Annotated in this window: 15 protein-coding genes and 1 tRNA gene; 13 read left to right on the forward strand and 3 right to left on the reverse strand. The window is 40.9% G+C overall.

Annotated elements, in window-relative coordinates:
- Positions 1–179 precede the first annotated feature (179 nt).
- Positions 180–261: transfer RNA gene (locus BLS33_RS17520), tRNA-Leu, on the forward strand.
- Between the two features lie 287 nt (positions 262–548).
- Here BLS33_RS17520 and BLS33_RS17525 read toward each other — a convergent pair.
- Positions 549–1,994: a glycoside hydrolase family 32 protein gene (locus tag BLS33_RS17525; RefSeq protein WP_218129588.1), complete on the reverse strand. Its 1,446-nt coding sequence runs from the start codon at positions 1,992–1,994 to the stop codon at positions 549–551.
- Between the two features lie 567 nt (positions 1,995–2,561).
- On the opposite strand from BLS33_RS17525, the gene BLS33_RS17530 reads away from it, so the two are divergent.
- The 10 genes from BLS33_RS17530 to BLS33_RS17580 all read left to right on the forward strand — a co-directional run bounded on the left by BLS33_RS17530 (position 2,562) and on the right by BLS33_RS17580 (position 19,084).
- Positions 2,562–4,679, forward strand: a complete 2,118-nt coding sequence (locus BLS33_RS17530; protein WP_218129589.1) for a PVC-type heme-binding CxxCH protein — start codon at positions 2,562–2,564, stop codon at positions 4,677–4,679.
- Positions 4,680–4,816: 137 nt separating this feature from the next.
- Positions 4,817–5,188, forward strand: coding sequence for a high-potential iron-sulfur protein (locus BLS33_RS17535; protein ID WP_089892568.1), 372 nt, complete (start codon positions 4,817–4,819; stop codon positions 5,186–5,188).
- Between the two features lie 61 nt (positions 5,189–5,249).
- Positions 5,250–6,215, forward strand: coding sequence for an amidohydrolase family protein (locus tag BLS33_RS17540; RefSeq protein WP_089892571.1), 966 nt, complete (start codon positions 5,250–5,252; stop codon positions 6,213–6,215).
- A gap of 289 nt (positions 6,216–6,504) precedes the next feature.
- On the forward strand, positions 6,505–8,841 hold the full coding sequence (locus BLS33_RS17545) for a c-type cytochrome (protein WP_089892574.1): 2,337 nt from the start codon (positions 6,505–6,507) through the stop codon (positions 8,839–8,841).
- A 40-nt stretch (positions 8,842–8,881) separates the two neighbouring features.
- A complete protein-coding gene (locus BLS33_RS17550; protein WP_089892577.1) occupies positions 8,882–10,270 on the forward strand; it encodes a mandelate racemase/muconate lactonizing enzyme family protein in 1,389 nt (462 codons plus the stop codon).
- A gap of 94 nt (positions 10,271–10,364) precedes the next feature.
- Positions 10,365–13,487 carry a DUF7133 domain-containing protein gene (locus tag BLS33_RS17555; RefSeq protein ID WP_176801427.1) on the forward strand — a complete coding sequence of 1,041 codons (3,123 nt, stop codon included), beginning with the start codon at positions 10,365–10,367 and terminating at the stop codon, positions 13,485–13,487.
- A 120-nt stretch (positions 13,488–13,607) separates the two neighbouring features.
- A complete protein-coding gene (locus tag BLS33_RS17560; protein WP_089892583.1) occupies positions 13,608–14,570 on the forward strand; it encodes a sugar phosphate isomerase/epimerase family protein in 963 nt (320 codons plus the stop codon).
- A 756-nt stretch (positions 14,571–15,326) separates the two neighbouring features.
- Positions 15,327–17,702: a TonB-dependent receptor gene (locus tag BLS33_RS17570; protein WP_089892590.1), complete on the forward strand. Its 2,376-nt coding sequence runs from the start codon at positions 15,327–15,329 to the stop codon at positions 17,700–17,702.
- Between the two features lie 72 nt (positions 17,703–17,774).
- The gene (locus BLS33_RS17575; protein ID WP_089892799.1) at positions 17,775–18,551 is read left to right on the forward strand and encodes a DUF4625 domain-containing protein; all 777 of its coding nucleotides are present in this window, start codon (positions 17,775–17,777) and stop codon (positions 18,549–18,551) included.
- Between the two features lie 56 nt (positions 18,552–18,607).
- Entirely contained in the window at positions 18,608–19,084 is a 477-nt protein-coding gene (locus BLS33_RS17580; protein ID WP_089892593.1) for a DUF4625 domain-containing protein, read from the forward strand.
- A gap of 124 nt (positions 19,085–19,208) precedes the next feature.
- On the opposite strand, the gene BLS33_RS17585 is transcribed toward BLS33_RS17580, so the two are convergent.
- Both BLS33_RS17585 and BLS33_RS17590 read right to left on the reverse strand, forming a co-directional pair.
- The gene (locus tag BLS33_RS17585; protein ID WP_089892596.1) at positions 19,209–20,006 is read right to left on the reverse strand and encodes a 3-keto-disaccharide hydrolase; all 798 of its coding nucleotides are present in this window, start codon (positions 20,004–20,006) and stop codon (positions 19,209–19,211) included.
- Between the two features lie 289 nt (positions 20,007–20,295).
- Positions 20,296–22,275, reverse strand: coding sequence for a beta-galactosidase (locus tag BLS33_RS17590; protein WP_176801428.1), 1,980 nt, complete (start codon positions 22,273–22,275; stop codon positions 20,296–20,298).
- Positions 22,276–22,632: 357 nt separating this feature from the next.
- On the opposite strand from BLS33_RS17590, the gene BLS33_RS17595 reads away from it, so the two are divergent.
- Positions 22,633–22,866, forward strand: coding sequence for a DUF4177 domain-containing protein (locus tag BLS33_RS17595; protein WP_089892602.1), 234 nt, complete (start codon positions 22,633–22,635; stop codon positions 22,864–22,866).
- Positions 22,867–23,205, forward strand: a complete 339-nt coding sequence (gene yidD / locus BLS33_RS17600; RefSeq protein WP_089892605.1) for a membrane protein insertion efficiency factor YidD — start codon at positions 22,867–22,869, stop codon at positions 23,203–23,205.
- Positions 23,206–23,372 lie beyond the last annotated feature (167 nt).

Below are 23,372 nucleotides of genomic sequence, written 5' to 3' on the forward strand. Positions count from 1 at the left end.
AGCTCTTAAAGTGTTAGGGGTGGGCTTGTTGTGGAAAGAAATAATAAAAAATAAATCAATAATTTTTTTAATGATAGAGTATTTCAGAAATGAAATTTTGACTTATATTTGCATCCCATTAAATAATGGGCGGTGGTGAATAGGGATTTTACCTTGTGCGACCGATTACATATTGAGCTGCAGGCGTGGTGGAATTGGTAGACACGCTAGACTTAGGATCTAGTGCCGCAAGGTGTGAGAGTTCGAGTCTCTCCGCCTGTACAAAAAGCAAAAGCCGACTTTTAAAGTCGGCTTTTCTTATTTTGGTCAAACAATGCTCAAACATGTAATCATTTCTCTCATTTGATTTTGTATAGTTGAAATAGAATCATATTGGGTGCCATTCCTTTGCCATCCGAATTATGACTATTGCAAGAAACCTAAACCGTTTTCCTACCCATAAAGATACATACGATGTCTTAGATGCCGTTTTAAACTCTATAGGCATCGAAAAGGTTTACTGTCGTAGCTTTATAGGGTTTGCTTTATAAATGGATGGCATGGTTGTTTTACCATGTTCTTGCCACCTCATTGAACTCGATTGACACTATTTTAATCTCCCCATCTGAATATAATTCAAGATCATTTCTATCGGGGTCAAAGGCAAACTGCTCCGAATAGGAGAATACCCCATCGTTCGCAAAAACTTCGAGTTGTCCCCAATCGACCAATAGCCTTATCTTAATGCGGTTCGAGGCATCGGGCAGCAGTTGTTTTGATAGCAAGGTCTTTTCTTTAATATCATAGCTAATTTCTTTATTGGCAACCTTAAAGCCAAAGCTATTCGCAGTGGTTTCCGTCAGGTCGACTTCTACGGTAAGATCAAATGTTTTGGACTTAATCTCGGACAATAGGTTTATACCTTGATTGATCGTTTGATTTTTCCATGTTTTTTTGTTCTTATAGATGGAAGCTATTTCTTTAATGGGATTTCGTGTAACTCTCATCTGACCGTTGTAGGTTGCCAGTCCTAAAGAAACAGGGAAAGTTGCGTTTCTTTCCCAAATTTCCTCTCCAATCCCTCCGTTCCAGTGGTCCATCCATGCGATTTGGATCAGTCGGGAATCGTTATTTGGAAGATTGCCCATTGGGAAAGTTTGCCCTGCATAAAAATCGGGACCTACATCCATGACTAGTGTGTCTTGTTCTTTATCTTTTATAAAAGAGGTGCCATCAAAATCACCTACCAAATAAGAACCATTGGCATCTTGTAGCACCCATTTTTTATTATTTGTGTCCTCGTCCAGGGGCAATAGAAATAGATCCGGACACTCGTACCCAAAATCCAGATTACTAAGAAACTTCCAGCTTATGAGGTCGGTAGAGCCGTAGAAAGTGGTTCCGTTTTCGTAAATTGCCAATACCCATTGAGATGATGGCTCGTGCCAAATTACACAGGGATCCCGGGGCTTTGCAGTTTTGGTAAAATTAGCAACTGGGTTATTGGCATAATTATGCCAAGTCTTCCCCAAATCATTGCTCCATGCCAAGCAAGTACCTACAGCAGTACCCGTATATATGGCAATAATTGCTTCTTTTTTAGACCCTGTTATCTTTTTGGCCGCTTTGCCTGAAACCACAACAGCACTTCCCGAATATACCTGGTCACCAGAAACATTTCGTACAGCATCCGGTGGTAAAAAAGATTTTTGTGGTATCAATGCCACTCCCTCATCTTTCCAATGTAAAAGATCTTTGCTAGTGGCATAACCACCATGTCTAATTTCCTTACCCCATTGATATATCATATGGTATTTGCCCCCTTGGTATACTAATCCATTGATGTCATTCATCCATTCTGATTTTGGACTAAAATGAAACTGACCTCTATAGTTTTCCTTATAGTCTATATTATCGTTATGTGGATAATATTGAGCGTAGACATTGCCATAAATGCACACCAAAAATAAAATTGGTAATAACTTAATTTTCTTGATAGTTTCTCTGTTTTTCAAGTTTATTTAATTTTGAACCTCATTACATATTTAATAAGCGTATTGTATTTCTTAACCTATACGCTCCCCTAGATTTTTATTTGCATATTCCCCGGTTTTTGGAAAACCATAGGCCTTTTAGTACTAAAAAGTGGTCTTTTGAGCTATTAATGAAGTATTGTTCGAATAGTCGTGTAATTGAAATTGTAAGCGCTTGTAAATAAAGGATATTTTTTTGGGAAGGTTAATTAATTTAGGTCTAATTTTTTTTATTATCGTGTCAAGATATTGAAAAATTTTATTTTAAAAACGGACGACCCGGAAACTAACTTAATCAGTATATTTATTTGTCTAGCACGTTCTTATCAATAAAATCGGCTTTTTTAGTGGTTTACTTTAATCCTTTTTAATATCAATTCAGACGACACTTTTTTTTTAGTATTTTCGGGTGCTGATTACCGTATTTTACGCTGTTAAGCATAATTTCTACTATTCAAATAATGATTTCAGAAAAAGACAAGAACTAAAAATTTCACTATCAAGAAAATTATGCGGTTAAAAAACAAATGTAACATCTTAAAAAGGTTCTTGACGATTACGAAACAATCCCTGATATTATTTATAATCATCTTAGTTTCCTGCAAGAGCGAGTCGCTGTATGAAGGTCCGCTTAGTCCAGAAGAAGCCATAAAAACTTTTCAGTTTGCTGATAACTTTAAGGCTGAATTATTCGCATCGGAACCTTTGGTCATCGATCCTGTCGCCATGCAATATGATGCAGATGGCAATGCGTATGTAGTCGGTATGTTAGATGCCTATAAGCCCGATACTGTAAAAGGAAAAGGGAAAATTGTGCTATTAAAAGATACTGATGGCGATGGAAAGGCCGACGCGTCTACAGTTTTCGTAGACAGTCTCAGGGAGGCGACCAGTATACTGCCATGGAAGGGTGGCCTGCTGGTATGCGCAGCACCGAATATCACATATTATAAGGATACGGACGGGGATGGACGTTCAGATTTAAAAGAGATTCTTTTTACCGGTTTCTTTAATAAAAATGAAGAGGCACAAATAACCAATCTTCGTTTTGGTGTTGATAATTGGATCTATGCAAATAATGCCGGGCAGGCAGGTGAAATAAATTTTAGCCGTAAACCAGATGCGCCTCGACTAAATGTGCAAGGTGCAGATTTTCGTTTTCGACTTGACCGCAATCAATTTGAACGCAGTACCGGGCCAGGCCAATTTGGTCTTGCCATAGACGATTGGGGCCACCGTTTTTTTACAGCAAATTCATTGCACATCCGAGAGGCCGTTGTTCCAATGAGATACCTTGAAAGAAATCCATTCCTGCCAGCTTCGGCGAAAAGTTCAAATCAAAATATTTCCGACCATGATCCACTGATGAACCAATTAAGTGAAACGCCATTCTGGAGACAGGAACGCACGGATCGACGTAATAAAAATTACCAAGAGAATAATCTTGACCGGGTGGAATATGCGCGAGATCATTTTACAGGCGCTTCTGGTGGTACGTATTATGGCGGTGATAAGTTTCCAACAGCATATTATGGAAATATTTTCACTGGCGATGTTGCGGGCAACCTGGTACACCGCGATATTCTTTCTGTTCTTGATAGTGTTCCTTTTATGGTTGCTAAACGTGGAGCGAGTGAAAAGGACAAAGAATTCATGGCTACAAAGGATTCATGGTTTCGTCCAGCAAATTTATCGGTTGGCCCTGATGGTTATTTGTACCTGATGGATATGTATCGGCAACATATTGAAACGCCAATGTCTATCCCTGAAGACCTACAAGAGACAATGGACTTCGACGCCGGTGATGCCTATGGCCGTATTTACAGAATAGTACCTAAAGACGCTGCACCGTATAAAGCGGTGAACCCCAATCTGACCAATGTATCATCTTCCGACTTGGTCAAAGCCTTGACGCATGAAAACCGTTGGTGGAGCCGTACAGCTCAAAGACTTCTTTTAGAGCGTCAGGATAAAAGTGTATTGCTTGAAGTAAGCGCATTATTTGCCGAAAGTGAAAATCCAAGACATAGATTACATGCCCTATATGTTTTAGAAGGGATGGACGCCTTGGACGCCCCCACGGTAAAGACTGCAATGAAAGATCCTGCACCAGGGGTAAGAGAAAATGCCGCGATACTTGCCGAACGCTTTCCAGATTGTTTGCCCCAGTTAGAGGAAATGATCAATGACGCTTCGACCAGGGTTGCTTTCCAAGCTACTTTGAGTTTAGGTCAATTTAACGATAATACGGCGATACCCGCACTTGCAAAAGCGTTAGCGCTCCATGGAGAGAGCGCGTGGTTCAGGACTGCAGTATTGAGCTCAGAAGCTGGATCAGGTATCGACTTATTACAAACCTTAGGGGAGCATTCATTTTTTCAAGATGCGGCATCGTGGAAACTGAAATTTTTTGAGACATGTTCCCATATAATCGGTGCCCGTAATAATAAAGGCCAAATTTTCGATTTATTAAGTATCCTTACTCAGCCATCGATAGCAAATACACCGAAATTCCAGTCGGCCGGTATAGGAGGGTTGATCAAAGGATTAGAAAATGCGGAAGGATCGGAAGATGCATTAAAAGAAAAATTAAAAACCATTGGATCGGAAGCAGAAAGCAATTCCGCTAAAGCAATCAAAGAATTAAAAAAATTGTATGCCGAATAAAGAGTTCTTTTAGAGGATGAGATACCGCTTTACTGCAAAAAGAAGTTTGTGTAAAAAAGTAGAGGAGTTCCTTGAAAGATGAAGCAAAACAGTTGCGAATATCATCAAATCATATTCATTAAATACCAGTTTTAAAAATGGGGGATAAAGACTATTCCAGAAGGAAATTTATAAATAAATGTTTTAAGACCGGTAGTTTATTTTTAGGAGGAGCCCTACTGCTTAACTGTCGCGGTGCGAATGAATCATCGCGAAATGAAGTTGAGACCAAGAAAGAAAGTACTTCCGAAGATCCTTGTAATGATTTATCCGATATTAGTGACGGAGAAATCAAAAAGCGCCAAAGCTTGGGCTATGTAAAACAATCTGCCGTTCCTGATAATTCTTGTGGTAATTGCACCCTCTTTATTCCTGCGAAGCCAGATAACAAATGTGGGGGATGCATCCTATTTAAAGGACCCGTATACGCCGAGGGCCATTGTGTTCAATGGGCGGCTGTAACCACATAACTGAAAAAATTTAGAAAAAAGTAGAAAATGGTTTAATCACTCCCCCATTAAATTTGTTCTTATGTCAAAATCAAAAAAAGGATTTTCCCGTCGTGAATTTATAGCAGGTACTAGTTTGTTCGCAATAGGCACTTCTTTAAAACTAAACGCGTTTACTGAAATTTCAAGCATCAAAAAAGAACCGATAATTGATATCCATCAGCACACCCATTATGTGCAACGCACAGACGAACAGTTACTTGCACATCAATGGGCAATGGGCATTACGACAACTATTCTGTTGCCATCCGGTCGTCCGGTAAATTCGCCATCAACGCACCAGGGCATAGCCAATGGATTACAGGCTGAAGCTGGAGGAAATGCGGAGTGTTACTTATTTGCAAGCCAACATAAGAAGGAATTCCGTTTTGGTGCCTGTGCTGTTCCAGATATGAAAGATGGTCTTTATGAGATTGAAAAATATCTAAAATTGGGTGCGGTGGTTATTGGTGAATTGAAATTTGGCGTTACATGTGACTCGCCCGAGATGCAAAAAATTTACCAATTGGCACAAAACTATAATGTTCCGGTACTTATGCATTGGCAGCATGGGATGTATAATTATGGCTTCGAACGTTTTTATAAAATGTTGGAAAAATATCCGAAGGTAAATTTCATCGGCCATGCGCAAACCTGGTGGGCCAATATTGACAAAAATCATACAGACCAATCCGTTCTTTATCCAAAAGAACCTGTTATTGCTGGGGGGATTACAGATCGGTATCTTAGCGATTACCCGAACATGTATGGCGATCTTTCTGCGGGCTCAGGTCTGAACGCACTCAAACGCGATGAGGATCATGCGAAAGCTTTCTTGGAAAGGCACCAAGACAAGTTATTGTACGGTAGTGATTGTGCAGACCCAACAGGCTCGGATCCGGAAAGTTGTTCTGGCACGCTTGATATTGCCGAGATTCGTAGACTGGTAGCTAAGCCAACCGAGCGTAAAATATTATATGAAAATGCAAAGAAATTATTTCGTCTGTAATCAATCAACCTAATGTGTATTTGGGCGCCATTGATTTTTAGATTATCGATATTTCTTTCAAAAACGAATTGATTGATGTTTTGGTGAACTGTCATCGCCGTTATTTTTGAATCCGTCTTGGGGCTTTGTATAATTTCTTGTTTCGGTTCTACATGCTCCGATACCTTAAGATTTTTATCGTAATTTGTTCCAAAGTTGTACATTCTAAATTGGTTTGCAGTTGTGGCTATTGGGCAGCTTGCACACCGTTCTCTTTTTACGCCCTAAATGCATGACGGGTCAAGTATCTATGAAATTAAGTATTAAAATCTTCACTTTCGGTTTCGCTGTCCTTTATATATTATTGGGCTGTACCGGTGCCGATCGGGTAAAGAGCCATCGACCTATAGATGTCTGGGTCTTCCGTTCCGTATTGGACAAGAAGCCCAGAATGCTGACCGTTGCCTTAGACTCCCAATTGTATGTGGCATACGACCTTGCCCGATGCACGCTTTATAAAGCTTGGAAAGGCGGCGTTACTATGGAAGGGGCCCCTTACACCTCAAAAAAAAACATACAACCGACCTCGTGGGGCACCACCTATATTTCTGATAGTCCACTTCAGCAACAGTGGGTCGTGGAGCGAAACGGAAAAAAGGAAACCTCAAAAATTACAAACAAAGGTTATTCGTTCAAAGATGATCAGGTATACCTCGAATACCTCCTAGTCTTATCAACGGGGGATTCCATGCTAGTCAAGGAACGTCCTGAATATGTAAAAGATCCAACAGGGAAGCCCGGATATGAAAGATGGTTTAAAACGGTTGGGGTACCCCAAGGAACTTCCATCTCCTTGCAACAAAATAATGAATTCTTTAAACTGGCCTCAAACGGTATTAGCGTCAAAACGGATTATTTTGACATCCTTCCCGAACAGTTTCCTCCTGACCCGAAGGCTTCCTATGACCATTTGGGTAGGATGTGGATGGAAGAAAGCGATTGCTTTACTTGCCATGACATCGATAAACCGGATGTAGGCCCCGCCTTTACCCAAATCGCACAGCGCTACCCCAACAATGGGGAAACCCTTGTAAAACTCAGCCAAAAAATACGGCAGGGCGGTTCGGGCGTATGGGGTCAAAACGTGATGAACCCCCATCCACAATTCAGCGAAAGGGAACTAAAAATGATGTTGGGCTATGTGTTAAGCCTAAAGAATGAAGAAGATACGGTTGCCTATAAGCCATTTGTAAGGGATTATTTGGTAGCGGCCGAAAAACACGAGGCCACACCGGGCCATGGGCAGCCTTTGGAAGCGGTACATCCGAGTTATGATCTGACCACCCTGCATGGCGGGGATTTTAGACCCAAAGTAGGCGGATTGGCCTTTCTGCCCGATGGTAGACTGCTTTTTACCATTTGGGATACCGAAGGCGGGGTGTACATACTCGATGGGTTTCAAGGGGGTGATAGTACAAAAATTAGTACCAAAAGAATAGCCGCCGGTTTGCACGAACCACTAGGTATCGAAGTCGTGGACGGAAATATATTTGTAGTTCAGAAGCACGAACTTACCCAGTTGATCGATTTAAATGGAGACGACGTCATCGATGAATACAGGGCCATCTGCAATACGTGGCAGGTCACGGAAGATTTCCACGAATTCGCATTTGGTCTAGATTACGACGAGGGGTATTTTTATATTACATTATCGATGGCTATGCGCCTGTTGGCCACTGAAAAACAGAAACTCGATCGGGGCAGAACGATAAAAATTGCGCCTGACGGAAGTTATGAGCGAATCAATTACGGACTACGAACGCCCAATGGAATCGGCAGGGGAGTCGACGGAGAGCTTTTTGTGACCGACAACCAGGGTCAGTGGCTACCGGCGAACAAGCTTATTCATGTTAAAAAAGGGGAGTATAATGGTATGGCATGGGGTCTTTTGGATTCATTGCAGGAACCGCCAAAAATGGTACCGCCTACCCTTTGGCTGCCACAAACGGAAATAGGTAATTCCCCATCAGAGCCTATAATGATGAAAGATGGTCCCTACAAGGGGCAAATGCTTCATGGCGATGTAAGCCATGGCGGCATAAAGCGAGATTTTCTTGAAAAGGTAAACGGCAATTATCAAGGCGCGGTATTCCGATTTACCCAAGGCCTTGCGGCAGGGGTCAACCGGCTTTGTTGGGGCCCTGACGGAGCACTTTATATTGGGGAAATTGGTATGGTCGGCGGCTGGTCTTGGAAAGAAAAGAAATATGGCCTGCAGCGCATAAAATATAACGGTGAGCCGACTTTTGAAATGTTGGCCATACGGGCAAAGCCCAAGGGTTTCGAGATAGAATTCACGCAGCCTTTGGAGAATAATTCGAAAATTTTTTGGGCTGATTTTTATATTACCCAATGGCGGTATGACCCCACTGAAGATTACGGTGGTCCCAAGTTGGATTTCGAGCAATTAACAGTAAAGGCAACGAATCTATCGCAAGACCGCAAAAAACTGTATTTGGAGTTGCCTGGCCTGAAAAAGGAACATGTCGTATATTTAAGGATTCCCGACAATCTTCGGAATGCCGACGGCCAGAACCTATGGTCTTCCGAAGCTTGGTATACCTTGAACGCTATACCTGAAAAATGAACGAAAGAATAATCAATCATCAAAAGAAAACAATAGGCTTATGAAGCGTAGAGAGTTTGTAAATAAAACCGCCGCCGCTACGGCCTTGGGAGCCATGGGGCTGCCATTAAATATTAACGCACTCGGAAAAGAGAAAAAAATGCAAAAAACAATCAAGATCAAGGACACAAACTCGAATTTTGAAAGGGAATCGCTTTTTCCTTACCGCTTTAAAGGGAGCGCCGTTACCCAGCTTTGGCAGACGGCAGCTTGGCTACAAAGTGAATCGGGAGTTGCGAAAATCGGACTGGGTACCCAGAGTCCGCTATGGTCCGATTCCAGCGTTGCCGGTGACCATTCAGAAAATGGTGCCAATGCATTGATGTTCGCTATGAGCGAAAAGGCATTGCAATTGGCGAAGGGTCGCACATTTACCGACCCTATACAACTAATGGACGATATATTGCCCGAAGTGCATGCGTATGGTCAAAAAATTACGGGCGAACCCGATCTTAGAATGACCTTTGCATTGAATTCCCTAGTCTGCGTCGATAATGCAGCTTGGCTACTTTATGCCCATGAAAACAATATGAAGACCTTCGACGAGATGGTTCCGGAACAATACAGACCTGGCCTATCGTATAGACATGAGAAGGTGGCTAGTATTCCTTCCTTTCCCGTGGGTACCGCAATTGAAAAGATAAAGTCCGCAGCCGATGAGGGCTATTTTATCATGAAATTGAAAACGGGCTCCAAGGGTACCCAGAAAGAGATGTTGGCCCATGACATGGAATTTCTATCCAACGTACATAAAGCCGTCGGTCATTATGAAACACCTCATACCAAAGACGGTAAGATTCCCTATTACATCGATCCCAATGGAAGGTACGAATCCAAAGACACCTTGTTACGCTTTTTAGACCATGCCAGAAAAATCGGTGCATTCGATCAGATTGCCGTAATTGAGGAGCCATTAAGGGAAGAAGATGAATCATTCGTAGGCGATGTAGGGGTTACGATTGCGGCCGATGAAAGTGCGCATACCGTACAAGATGCCATAAATCGTATGGAGCAGGGTTACGGTACCATAGTCGTTAAGGCGATAGCCAAAACCCTGAGTATGACCATGAAAATTGTACAGGCCTGCCATGAGCGAAAAGTACCTTGCTTTAGTGCCGACCTTACCGTGAATCCGATTTTGGTGGACTGGAACAAAACGATTGCCGCACGTTTGGCACCGCTTCCTATGATGGATATCGGTCTATTGGAAACAAACGGCCATCAATATTATAAAAACTGGGACAAACTCACTACTTATCATCCACGGGCAGGCGCGAAGTGGACCCAAACCGAAAATGGTGTCTATAAAACGGGCAATTCATTTTATGAAGAAAGCGGAGGGATATTTCTTCCATCGGAGCATTATGAAGCGTTGTTCAAGGAAATCTAGCTTTTACTTAGAACTAGATTTAGACCTTTTTTACCTTCCTATAGCAACAACGCTTAAATGCAATAGTGGATATGCAAAATTTAAAGAACTTTTTATGAGTTATAAAAGCACAAAGAAGACCATTGGAATGTCAAAAGCGTTGTATTTTCTGAAACGGATGATATTGCTATTAGTTCTTGCCGTTGCATTTTATGGCTGCCGGGAAGATAAGGACAAGGAACAAGTAAGAGGCTTAAGTGAAATTGCCGATAACGAAGAAGTCGCAAATCATTTGACCGCCTTTGAAGGGCGTGGCGCCTTGACCGATGGGTCAGAGCCAACACCCGCGGAAGAGGCTATAAAACAATTCGAAGTATCGTCAGATTTGGATCTAGACCTTGTTCTGAGCGAACCTTTGGTCTATCAACCGGTCGAAATCAGTTTTGACACGAAAGGTAGACTATGGGTAGTTCAATACAATCAATACCCCTATCCTGAAGGTCTTAAAATAAAGGGCATTGACAATCATCTCCGGGTTCAGTTCGATAAAATGCCGGAAGCGCCACCAGCAGGTAGCAAGGGTGCTGATAAGATTACAATTTTTGAAGATACCGACGGGAACGGTTCTTTCGATAAATCTACCGATGCCATTACGGGATTGAATATTGCCACCAGTGTTGCTTTGGGAAGGAAAAAAATCTGGGTTCTGAATCCTCCCTATCTAATCGCTTATCCAGATTCGGACGGAGATGGTATTCCCGATGATGATCCCGAGATACATTTACAAGGGTTTGGAATTCAAGATACGCATGCGGTGGCCAATAGCTTGCGATGGGGGCCAGATGGTTGGTTATACGGCGCTCAAGGCAGTACTACAACCTCCAGCGTCAGTTCGGCGGCAACTGAAAATGTATTTTTTCAAGGACAGGCCATATGGCGATATCATCCTGAAACCAGCGTGTTCGAAATATTTTCCGAAGGAGGCGGAAACACCTTTAACGTAGAATTCGATTCCAGAGGAAACCTGTTTTCAGGGCATAATGGCGTGGGAAGAGGTCCTTATTATAAGCAGGGAGCCTACTACCATAAAAGTTGGGGCAAACATGGTTCGTTGACAAATCCGTATGCGTTCGGTTATTTAGGCGATATGGATTTTGAAGGAGACAATACCCGTTTCACACATGCGATATTACGATATGAGTCGGGTGAATTACCGAGTCGTTTCGAAGGCAATTTCATTGCCCTTAACCCGCTGCAGGGCGATATCATTTTGTCTAACGCAGTAGACAATGGATCAAGTTTACGTACGGTCGACAAAGAGAAAATAGTAGATACAAAAGATGTATGGTTTCGACCAATCGATATGCAAGCAGGCCCAGACGGAAACATATATGTATCTGACTGGTACGATAGCCGTTTGTCACATGTTGATCCAAATGATACCTGGTTCAAAAAAAGCGGACGTATTTATCGCGTAAAAAAGCAAAACGGTGAAGTAGGGTATAAACCCTTTGATATCAGTAGGTATTCTAACGAAAAATTGATAGAACTGTTACGGCACAAAAATCGATGGTTCAGACAAAAAGCATTACAAGTATTAGGCGAAAAAAAAGATACATCGATGTTGCCTGATTTAACCGATCTCTTCCTGACGGGAAAAGGACAAGTATCCTTGGAGGCATTATGGGCGATACATCTTATCGGTGGATTTAATGAAAAAATAGCGTTAGAAGGGCTGCGCCATCAAAATCCGTATGTGCGGATGTGGACGGTTCGCTTGTTGGGTGATAGGTTTCGAATATCCGACAATGAAGCCAAGGCACTAGCAGAAATAAGTGTGCAGGAAAATGACGTGGAAGTGCGAAGTCAACTTGCAGCCACAGCTAAACGAGTGCAAGGTACGGTAGCTTTACCAATCATTAAAGGACTTTTGCTGAATCATGACGATTCCGAAGATCCAGACATCCCGATGCAAATCTGGTGGGCCTTGGAATCAAAGTCAGAGTCGAATAGTGCTGAGGTTATAGCGATGTTCCGTAACAAACAATTATGGGAAGTGCCTTTGGTGAAGCAGGTATTGCTGAACCGATTGATACAGCGTTATATTATGGTTCCCGGAGTGGAGAACTATGCTGCGACGACCGAACTTTTTAAATTGGCACCTGATAAGGAAACTGGGTCAAGTTTGATGAAAGGCCTTGAAGAAGGCTTAAGAGGCAAGAACTATAGTGAATTGCCCGCTGAACTTATAAAAGCAATACGCCCATACAAAATTCATGGAGAAGGTCAATGGGCCATGGCTTTGCGACAAAAAGATGCACATGCGAAAAATGAAGCTTTGCGGGCTATACAAAATCGCAAAACCGATTTAGCGGAGCGGCAAAGCTATATTCGCATCTTAGGGCAAGGCGATTACGCTGAATTTGTACCGGTATTGTTAGAAATAATTGGACGACCGGAATCTGAAGAATCAAATACAATCAAGATAGCCTCACTCAATACGCTTCAAAACTATAGTACGGATAGTATCGGGAAAACGGTATTACGGCTGTACCCATATATTCTTCGTGAAAATCACGATGTCCGATCGACAGCACTTGGCCTTTTGATTTCAAGACCCGAATGGACTTCAAGTTTATTAGACGAAATAGAAGAAAATTTGACAATAGACAAAAATGATTTGACAATCGATCTTGTTAATCGGATAAAGCTGCTAGGTGATGAAAAGTTAATGGAAAGAACCGAAAAAATATGGCCTGAATCCATTCGATCGACGGCTTCTGAAAAAACGACACAAATTAAGCGGTATATTGATCTTGTCAAATCAGAAAAAGGAAACCCGGAGAGCGGAAAATCAGTTTACCAGAATGCCTGTGGCGCCTGCCATCGACTTTTCGGCCAAGGTGGGTCTATCGGACCGGAACTTACAGGTTATGAAAGGCGAAATTATGGCAATATGATTTCGCAGGTCGTCGACCCTAGTGCCGATATTAGGGAAGGATATGCCAGTTACACTTTGAAAACAAAAGACGGAAGAACCATAGTCGGTTTTCTGACTTCACGTAGCGAAATGAATGTTAGTGTAAAACCATACGGAGGGGAAACAATGCAATTTTCCACGGATCAGATTCTTAGCATGGAACCCGAAGAACACTCGCTTATGCCCGAGGGCCTTCTCGATAAATTGACCGATGAAGATGTTAAGAATCTGTTTGCTTATATCATGAAGAAAGAGTAGTGAATACCCCATATCCTGTTTTTAGTAACGGATGACCAAAACTCGAATTGTAACTTGGTATTGGCCAATGCAAGAATTCATGAGCCGAATATTATGCAAAAATTTAAAAAATGATAAATTATGAAGTCTTCTAGACGTAATTTTATTAAAACGACATCGGCTGTGTCTGCCGGAGTCATAGTAAATCCATCACTTTTTGCTCGCCAACAAAAAATTCAAGCGCCAAAATACCCTATCTGTGTTTTTAGTAAATGCTTGCAATTTCTTGATTATCCGCAACTTGGAGAAGCACTTGTAAAAATTGGCTTTAATTCGGCAGAATTATCCGTAAGAAATAAAGGCCACGTTCTCCCCGAAAATGTTGCAAAGGACCTTCCGAAGGCAATAAAAATTCTTCAACAATCAGGAATTACCGTGCCCATGATGGTCACAGGAATTAATAATCCTGATGAGCCACTTACGGAAAGAGTGCTCGGGACAGCGTCAGAACATGGTGTAGGTTATTATAGGATGGGATATTTACATTATGACCCCAAAAAGTCGATAATGGAGAATCTCGATTCCCATAGGAAAGTATTTGATAAACTTGAAAAGCTCAACAGAAAATTCGGTATTCAAGGCTGTTATCAAAATCATGCCGGAACAGGTGTTGGTGGACCCGTATGGGATCTTTATTGGCTTTTAAAAGACTTTGACCCTGAGTATGTCGGTGTTCAATACGATATACGTCATGCAATTGTTGAAGGGGCGAAATCTTGGCCGTTAGGGTTAGACCTTCTCTCCCCATGGATTAAAACTTGGGCGATTAAAGACTTTGATTGGAAAACGCTAAATGGAAAATCAATAATAGAAAACGTGCCATTAGGTGATGGTGTCGTAGATTTTGATGCGTACCTTGAGGAAGCGATCAAGCATAAAATTATTCGCCCGACAACTATCCATTATGAGTATGATCTTGGAGGGGCTGAACATGGTAAGAAAAACCCAACCATGGGAATAGCTGAAATTTCGAATTATATGAAAAATGATTTGGTTTGGTTAAAAAATAAATATAAGAGTCATAATATCCTCGACCTTTTTTGATGTTACTAAGGCCGCAACCTAGCCGTCGGTAAGGTATTTCCCATTTATACATCGAGAAGTCTCAGAAAACCGAGAGACTTCCTTTATTCCATTTTCAATATAAATCAAAGGTCAAAGAATTTAACTTTCTGTTAAGATTATATTAATGGGTGTGTTAAGGTGAAATCTACAATCTTTTATTAAGTTTGCGAACTATATGTTAAAAGGTCGCTTAAAACATAGCATATCATATTTCTTGCTTGTCCTTTTCCTTTCTGTGAAAATGGCAGGTCTTCACGTATTGTCTCACTCTGATGATAAAGACCATGCGTTAAATTGTGCTATTTGCGACCATACTACTGCACATAACCAGGTTCCGGTTATCGCACCGGATTTACCGGATTTTAAAGTACATAAATTTGAGGTTAGCTTTCTTCAAGAGGCTAATACACATTATACCTTTATTGGTGCCCGAACTTTAGATTCCGACCAATTATTTTCCAGACCTCCTCCTTTTTTACTATAGGCACCCCTATACATTCTTATTATTGATGATGGTTAATGAACATAAAAATATATGTCGTTTTTTCGATATATGGCTATGGATTCATATAATTGGATAATAGCACATTAAATTTTCTACATTCATTAATAATAAAAAAAGGAAGCTCTAATCCGTAAGAACGGCAAGGTTTTTTTTACTTCCACTCATGTATTTGTATAGGTTGGCATAACCCTTTTTTTGGGTAATTATTCTAATCTTATAGTTCTCTCATTATGTTTCATAAAATACTGAGCGTAGTGCTATTCTTTAGCCTAATCTCAATTGCGATAGCACAGGATTCTTTTCAGATAAAAGGGTTTGTGATACACGCGGGCACATTACAACCTGCAGAAGGTGCAAATATTGTTGGGAAAAATCTTTTTGCAGTTACATCGGCAACAGGTGCTTTTACCATTAATAATGTGGTCGAAGGTACGTACAGGTTTACCATATCCCATATTGGTTGCGAATCTAAAACCATTAGTGTTGACGTGGGACCAAATATGGACGAACTCAAGATTTTCTTAAACGAGTCTACGACAGAGCTTGATGAAGTACAGATTGAAGGGAAAACTAAGAAAAGGGAAGCCATGGAGGTCCCTGTTGTTACACATACCGTTTCTAAAGAATTTTTAGACAGCAATAGGGAAAACAGTCTTATGCAGACGCTTAAGAAGATTCCGGGGGTAAGTACTATAAGCATTGGATCAGGCCAATCCAAACCGGTTATCAGAGGATTAGGATTCAATAGGATTGCTGTTGTTCAGAACGGAATTAAACACGAAGCCCAACAATGGGGCAACGACCATGGGCTTGAAATAGATCAATATGGTATCGAGAATATACAGATTATAAAAGGTCCTGCATCCCTAGTTTATGGCTCAGACGCAATTGCCGGAGTGGTTGATATTCAACCCAACGTAATTCCTTTCCAAAACTCGTTTACTGGGGAGGTAAACGTTCTGGGAGAAAGCAACAACGATTTGTTGGGTATTTCGGCGGGCGTTCAAGGAAGAAAAGAAAAATGGTTTTATCGTGCGCGCCTAACCTATAGGGATTATGGAGATTACAAAGTACCAACGGATCAAATCAATTACGAAAATTACATTTTCACCCTACACGAAAATAATTTAAGAAATACAGCTGGAAAAGAGGCCAATGCCAGCTTTAGTGTTGGCTATGTTTCAGATAAGATGAAATCAGAAACTTTCTTCAGTAGTGTAAATGCCAAAAACGGTTACTTTGCTAATGCCCATGGTCTAGAAGCCAGAGCCTCCAGTATAGATTTTGATAGTTCCAATAGAGATATTGACCTTCCATATCAAACGGTTAATCATTTTAAAGTGATGAATAGCATCACTTTAGCATTCGAAAATCATACGCTTAAGTTCGATTTAGGTTATCAAACTAATTATAGGGAAGAACATACAGAACCAACACCTCATGGGTACATGCCAAAACCTTCAAGCACGAAAGAGCGAGTGTTTCATAAAAACACATTTTCATTGAATGCCAAAGACTCCTTTAAACCTAATGATAGACATGATTTGGTTGCAGGAATAAATACAGAATTTCAAGACAACAAAATAGATGGGTGGGGATTTTTAATTCCAGAATATAACCGTTTTACTATCGGAGCATTTGCTTATGATCAATATGAAATTCGTTCAAATTTTCATCTTTTAGCAGGCATTCGTTATGATTATGGGCGAATACGGAGTAAATCTTATTACGATTGGTTTCCGTCTACCATTGATAATGCCAACGGTTCTATTTCATATGTGTATTTACAAAGAGCTCAAGACAAAACCTTGGATTTTGATAATGTCAGTGGTTCTGTTGGGCTTAGTTATATAAATAAAAACACCACATATAAAATAAATGTTGGCAAGAGTTTTAGAATGCCTTTGGCTAATGAGTTGGCTTCTGACGGTGTTTTTTATAGCATGTACCGTTATGAAAGAGGAAATTTAGATTTAGACCCCGAAGAATCGTATCAATTGGATATTGATATTGACCATACTGCCGAGTTGTTTAGCGTTGGTGTTAGTCCTTTCCTTAATTTTTTCGAAAACTATATCTATTTAAACCCAACATCGGAATACAACGAAACACAACAGATTTACGAGTACACACAAGCCAAGGTTTTTAGGTTTGGAGGTGAACTAAGGGCAAGTACTACAGTACTTAAAAAATTAAAATTAGATGCTTCTGCCGAATACGTTTTTGCCAGACAAACCAGTGGCCCAAAGAAAGATTTTACCCTTCCTTTTTCACCACCACTGTCAGGGTTATTCTCGGCCAATTATCAATTTAAAGATTTTCTTTTCTTTAATAAACCACAACTTATTGCCGATTATCGAATTACGGCAGCGCAAAATGAAATTGTACCTCCTGAAAAAACAACGGAAGGCTATCACGTTGTAAACATGTCGTTTATGACAGAAATGAACGTGTTTAAAAATAGTTCGCCTGTTCAAATGCGCATCAAACTCAATAATGTATTCAATACCAAATATTTTGATCATACCAGTTTCTATAGGTTAATAGAGGTGCCTGAGCCTGGCAGAAATATATCAATATCAGTAACAGTACCCTTTGGTAAATAATAACCCGTAATCATTAAAATTTAGAACATGAAAACAAACCGTTTTAATTTAAACACCTTTAAAACAAATTTTATGAAAACAAATCTAAAATCTTTGGCAATCATTGCATTTCTTGGTATTTTTTTACACTCCTGTAGTAGTGATGATGATGCTACCCCTGCTTTAAACGCACCCGAAATTTCTGATTTTGAATATGGTTCGGGAACCGACCATTCGACCGACCGTGTGGCCTACAAGGGCGCTGATATTCATTTAGAAGCTACAATTAATGCTGAAGCTACGGTAAGTAGTATCACGCTTGTTATTCACGCCCATGATGTAGAACCAGGTGAAGGCGAAGTGGAATGGGATTTTGAACAAGTATTTACAGATGCCAATTACTTAGTTATTAATCCAACTTTCCATGAGCATATAGATATTCCGGCAGCAGCTCCAGCAGGCGAGTATCATATTGAATTATTGGTAACCGATGTGATGGGTAATAGTACCGAAGTCGAAGGGCATGTTCAAGTTTTAGACCCAATTACCATTAGCGGTTTTGAAATGGATGAGTCCGTGGTGAGAGGCGAAGATTTTCATGTTGAATTTATGATTGACGCAGTAAACGGAATTCACGAAGTTTTGGTTGATGTACATGGTCATGACCTACCTGTTGGTGAAGGTGAAGAAGAGTGGGATTTTGAAGGTGATTTTTCTGAAAAATACCACGAGTTGACCGAAGGGGAGTTTCATGAGCATATAGATGTTCCGGCAACCGCTCCTGTAGGTGAGTATCATATTATATTTACCATCGAAGACGAAGATGGCAATACCAAAGAATATGAAACACATATAGATGTTACGGCATAATAAAAATAACAACGCCGTATAGCGTTTCATTGCGATACGGCTTTTAATATTGTTAAATGAAATTTAAAACAAAATATTTTTACTTTTTGTTCATCATGCTATTGGCTTCATGTTCGAGTGATGATGGTATAGATAAAGATGAAGAAAAACCCACCATTAACATTAATTATGACGGAGGGTTTCCACATGGTTGTGAAGAACTCGTAAGAGGAGAAACCTATGAATTTAGAGCTATGGTAACAGACAATCAGGCTTTGGCTTCCTATGGTATAGATATCCATCACAATTTTGATCATCACACCCACGATGATCAAGTGGGAGAGTGCGACTTAGAGCCAAAGAAGGAGGCTGTAAATCCATTAATATTCATGGAAAATTATGCCATAGAAGATGGGTTGACCAGTTATGAGATAAACATTAGGATTACCCTTCCTATTGATGCTGATACCGGTGATTACCACTGCTCGTTTTCTATAACAGATGCGACAGGATGGCAAAGTAGAACTTCGGTCGATATTAAAATTGTCGAATAAGTAATTTTAAGTGTTAGGGCTTGTGAAACTACGATAGCCGAGATAATTGCTGAATAAAAAAAGGCCGACTTTTTAAAGTCGGCCTTTTTTGTTTTTAATGGGTACGTTTGTAATTATTCCTTGATTATAGTTTCTTGATTTTTATATTTCTGAACCAAATTGGACTTGAATGATCTTGCAGTCCGATATAACCCGTCTTGAATTTACCATAATCAGCACTATTTTTCCATTTATCGGAATTTTTCTTTTCATACCATTCTTCTGTCCATGGCTTAAAAGAGAGCAACTTTTTTCCGTTCAGCCAATGTTCGACCTTTTCAGGGGTAAATACGATTTTAGATGAATTCCACTCTCCTACAGGATGTAAAACTTTTTGTGATGCATCGGGTGGGTGCATCGCATAATCTGCGCCGGTTTGTTGCAAGGGCTTCAACTCTTCTGGATGCTCTGTATACCCTAAACTTGTATTGTAAGCGGTCAAATCATGTATTTTCGCATAATTTTCATCATCGATAAGCTGATATTCGGGCGATACTTCCGGAGGGCCATCGTAGCCCTCTTTTAAATGGTAGAATATCCCACTGTTGCCACCTTCTGGAAGCTTCCATTCAAGGTACAGTTCAAAATTGTCAAACTCTTCCGCCCCATAAATAATATCCGTTCCACCTTTGTAGTCTTGTTCTAGTCCCAATTCGGTATCAAAGGTCAATGTACCATCTTTTACGACCCAGCCCGGTGGTAGCGAGTCGCCATTGTAGGCACGCCATCCAGTGGTGGTCTTGCCATCGAAAAGATAGATCCAGTCATCCGTTTTTGAAATTTCATCCTTTGCGGTTTCGACTTCCTTACTCTCTTTTTTTGTTTCTGATTTGCAACTGGCCAGGACCATTGCAAATAAAAATAAGACTATCGTTTTTTTCATAAGTTTTAATTTTATTGGATTTTTTGATTTATTCCGGCAATTCAAATTTACAACAGACTTTTAAATCTGCCGTAAATTTTTATGCCATCCAATTTTATGCCATCCAAAATTAAGAAAGTGTTGGATCAAAGGTGCCTCCCCAGTTGATATTCTGTTCCAATTCAGGATTTCTATCCAAAACATCTTTTTGAATAGGGAAGAAATAATAGTTCTCAGGAAGTGTGCTTTCCTGTACTCCCGAGCGCGGAACCTGTAATACGGAATACTTGAATTTTACTGCAAAAAGGAATCACGGATTTATTCGCAACAGCGTAGTCGATTTAGGGTTTAATTTCAGCCTTAATACAGTTGTTGAGTTGGCTAGAATCTCATCCTTCAAGGGGTCGATAACCTGAACTTCGGACGGAAAATGTAGCGTACGTTCCCCTCCATTTATGGTGTGTATGCCCAGCCAATTGTTGCCAATGTAAAATACATCATCGGTATCATTGTAAATGTGTACCCCTGATTTTTGCCAGAGTTCACGCAATTCGGTAGCGGACCATTTTACTTTCCCATCAAAAAAAACCGGTTCATCGTCATTCTTAGTATAGATTTTGGTTCCGTTAGCGTCGGTCCATATCACAGCGACGCCCTGTTTTTGCCAATTTTCTATTTTGAGTTTTTCATCCGCATTTAATCGCAATAGCCCCATAAGCCAGACCATTTTGTATTGGTTCGTTGGAATGGCATCCAAATCGGTTCGAAGAAAAAGATCGTACGATGTTCCTGTTTTTGCCAAGGGATAGCGGTTAGACAATATGTTTTCGGAAAGACTGCCGTAACTGGTATCCCAAAACGAGAGTTCCTCGTCCACTACGACCAACACTTCCGATTTCATTTTTTCGATGTTCTTGGGGATGTAATCGGAATGTAATCGCTGTGTCTCTTTCAGAACGTTCAATAATTCGGGGTCACTGAACCATCCGCCCCACATGTCGAACCACCAACCGCCGTAACCATAGGCAAGCATTCGTGCCGTATTCTTCCATAGGAATGCCTTTGATGTTTCTATGTCATCGGGCCCTAACCATACGCCATCTTCATATTGCCCGGGTGGTGCAATGCCTTCCGATCGGTCTTTTAACAGTGTGGTTATCGAAGTGCGGGTGTCGTTTTCGGTAAGCCATAATTTACCGTGTAACCATACCGAATTAATGGCTGCCATGGCGGGCCAATCTTCGCCCAACACCCTGTTATAGGCATTGGGGCTCGATAGGTAATCGAGGTCGGGGCAATCCAACAATTTAGCCAATGCGCCATGGCCCCGTCTAGGGTCGGTTACAAAATAGTGGTAGCCATAAAAAGCCCCTGTCAACAGCTTGCCATTACTTTTGTCTTTGACAATCTTGCAAAAATAGGCGATGTTATCGGCCATTACTTCGGTATGGAAACGAAAGGTGTCGATATAGTTCTGCTCCGTTTTCGGATCTCGCCATTCTTTTTTTCGCCCCTTTTCGTGAATGTTGGCCAATCGGGCCGTGGTAAAAGTAACAGTGGTATTGTTCCATGCTGTTCGTAGGGCAGACACATTTTTGTACCTGTCACGCAACCACTGGCGCAACCCTTCTAGGCGAGCGGGATTTTGATCGTGGTATTGTTTGGGATGGTAGAACCATTCTTCGGTGAATCCGCTTGCAACATGTATTCCCGCGAGATTAGCGGCATAAGGGGATTTCTGTACCCAATCGAGAAAGTCTTCGAGTACCTCTGCAGTTTTGGCTTTCCATATCTCGGAAGAAAAGCATTGGCGAAAGGTGCTTCCATCGGGTAATTGGGCGGATGCCTCCGGGTGCGATCGTTCCCACCATAATGGCGGGTCCAAATAGAGGCGAACGATTACTTTGGCATGGGGGTCCGCTGTTCTGATTTTCTCGAAGTCTTCGATTACACTAGAAAAATCATACTCGTTTTCACCGATCCAAATGGGCTTTCGAAAAGCCCCAATACCCGAAATTGAATTGATGCCCCTATCGGCAAGATAGGCGGGTATGTTGTAAAGGTGGATGCCTGCATCGGCGACCTCTTTATAGTATTTTTCTTCCCCCAAGTATGACATATATGCGAACGGGGGATACGTTTTTCCGTTGATGACGAGTGTTGGGCGTCCTTCGGTAAGTTGTATTTCTGCGCGTGACTGTGCGGTCGCGGTGGAGGTGATTTGAAAGAAGAAGAAAATTCCTAAAAAGAAAACATTTTGATTAAATACAGGTGGGAAATTCTTTGTCATTCTTCGATGTTTGGGCAATTGTTTTGTACTGCTATGTTGCATTCACTGCATTGTGAAGGTTCTAAAATACTTCCTTTTTACGTGGATTGCGTCATACAATGACACTATGCCATTTTTTTAGTCTAAAAATCAAACAATAGGCTTTGAACCGTGGGGTCCTCTCCCTCTTTCAGTCACTATCGGATGAGTTGTTCAATTTTAGTAAAATAAAGATTTAACTGAGGGCATGTTTTATCAAATTTTGGGTCATTACGGATTTCCGTAAGGGGTTGTCTTTTTATGGAGTTAGGTTTGACATGTCTGATATGAACTAAAAAAAATCATGCTGGAAAGAACCAAAGCGCAAATGTTCATGAAATGGAATATAAAGTTTTACCCTTCATTACCTCGATTAACCCGAACAAGGGCACAACCAAGCATGTAGCAGAGCAGTTAGGGGAAATTATTGCAGAACATTCCAATAGGGGGTGGGAGTATGTCCGCTTAGAAAACGTTTCAACTTTTGTTCAACCCACCAGTGGCTGTTTCGGTATCGGGTCGACCCCAGGGTATTATACAACGCGACAGATTATAATTTTTAGTAAAAAGTAGATGCGATTTTTTCTTTTAATAGCGATTAAGATATACTGGAAAGTAACCCCCAAGTCAAAACGGGGGTCCTGTATTTTTCGTAAGTCATGCTCGGGCTTTGTTTTCGAACAAACGAGCCAAAACGGATTTTGGGCAGGAATCAAGGCGTTTGGGTTCCGGTTCGAAAATTGCCGACATGGTTTTACCATTTTTACAAACCCTATTGATGACAGTTTACAACTCATCTTACCAAATAATGAAGTACTTGATGAGGAGTTGATTGCCCTTCATGTGATTGCAGCTTATCGGAAAACTAATCCCAAAAAAATGAATAGTTTGAGTACAATGAAAATCAATTAAATTTTGCAAGTGTATCTACTATGCATTTTGCAAAATAATTCATTACTGAGACTTATGTTGGCCGGCTTGCTAAAGAGGAAATTGGGGAATTCACCGATTTGGTAAGTACGGCCTTCACTCAGGTAAACAGCAAATAACAACACGGGACAGGTGCCGAAAAAAGGTTT

Source organism: Kriegella aquimaris (assembly GCF_900103215.1).
In the GTDB taxonomy this organism is placed as follows: Bacteria; Bacteroidota; Bacteroidia; order Flavobacteriales; family Flavobacteriaceae; genus Kriegella; species Kriegella aquimaris.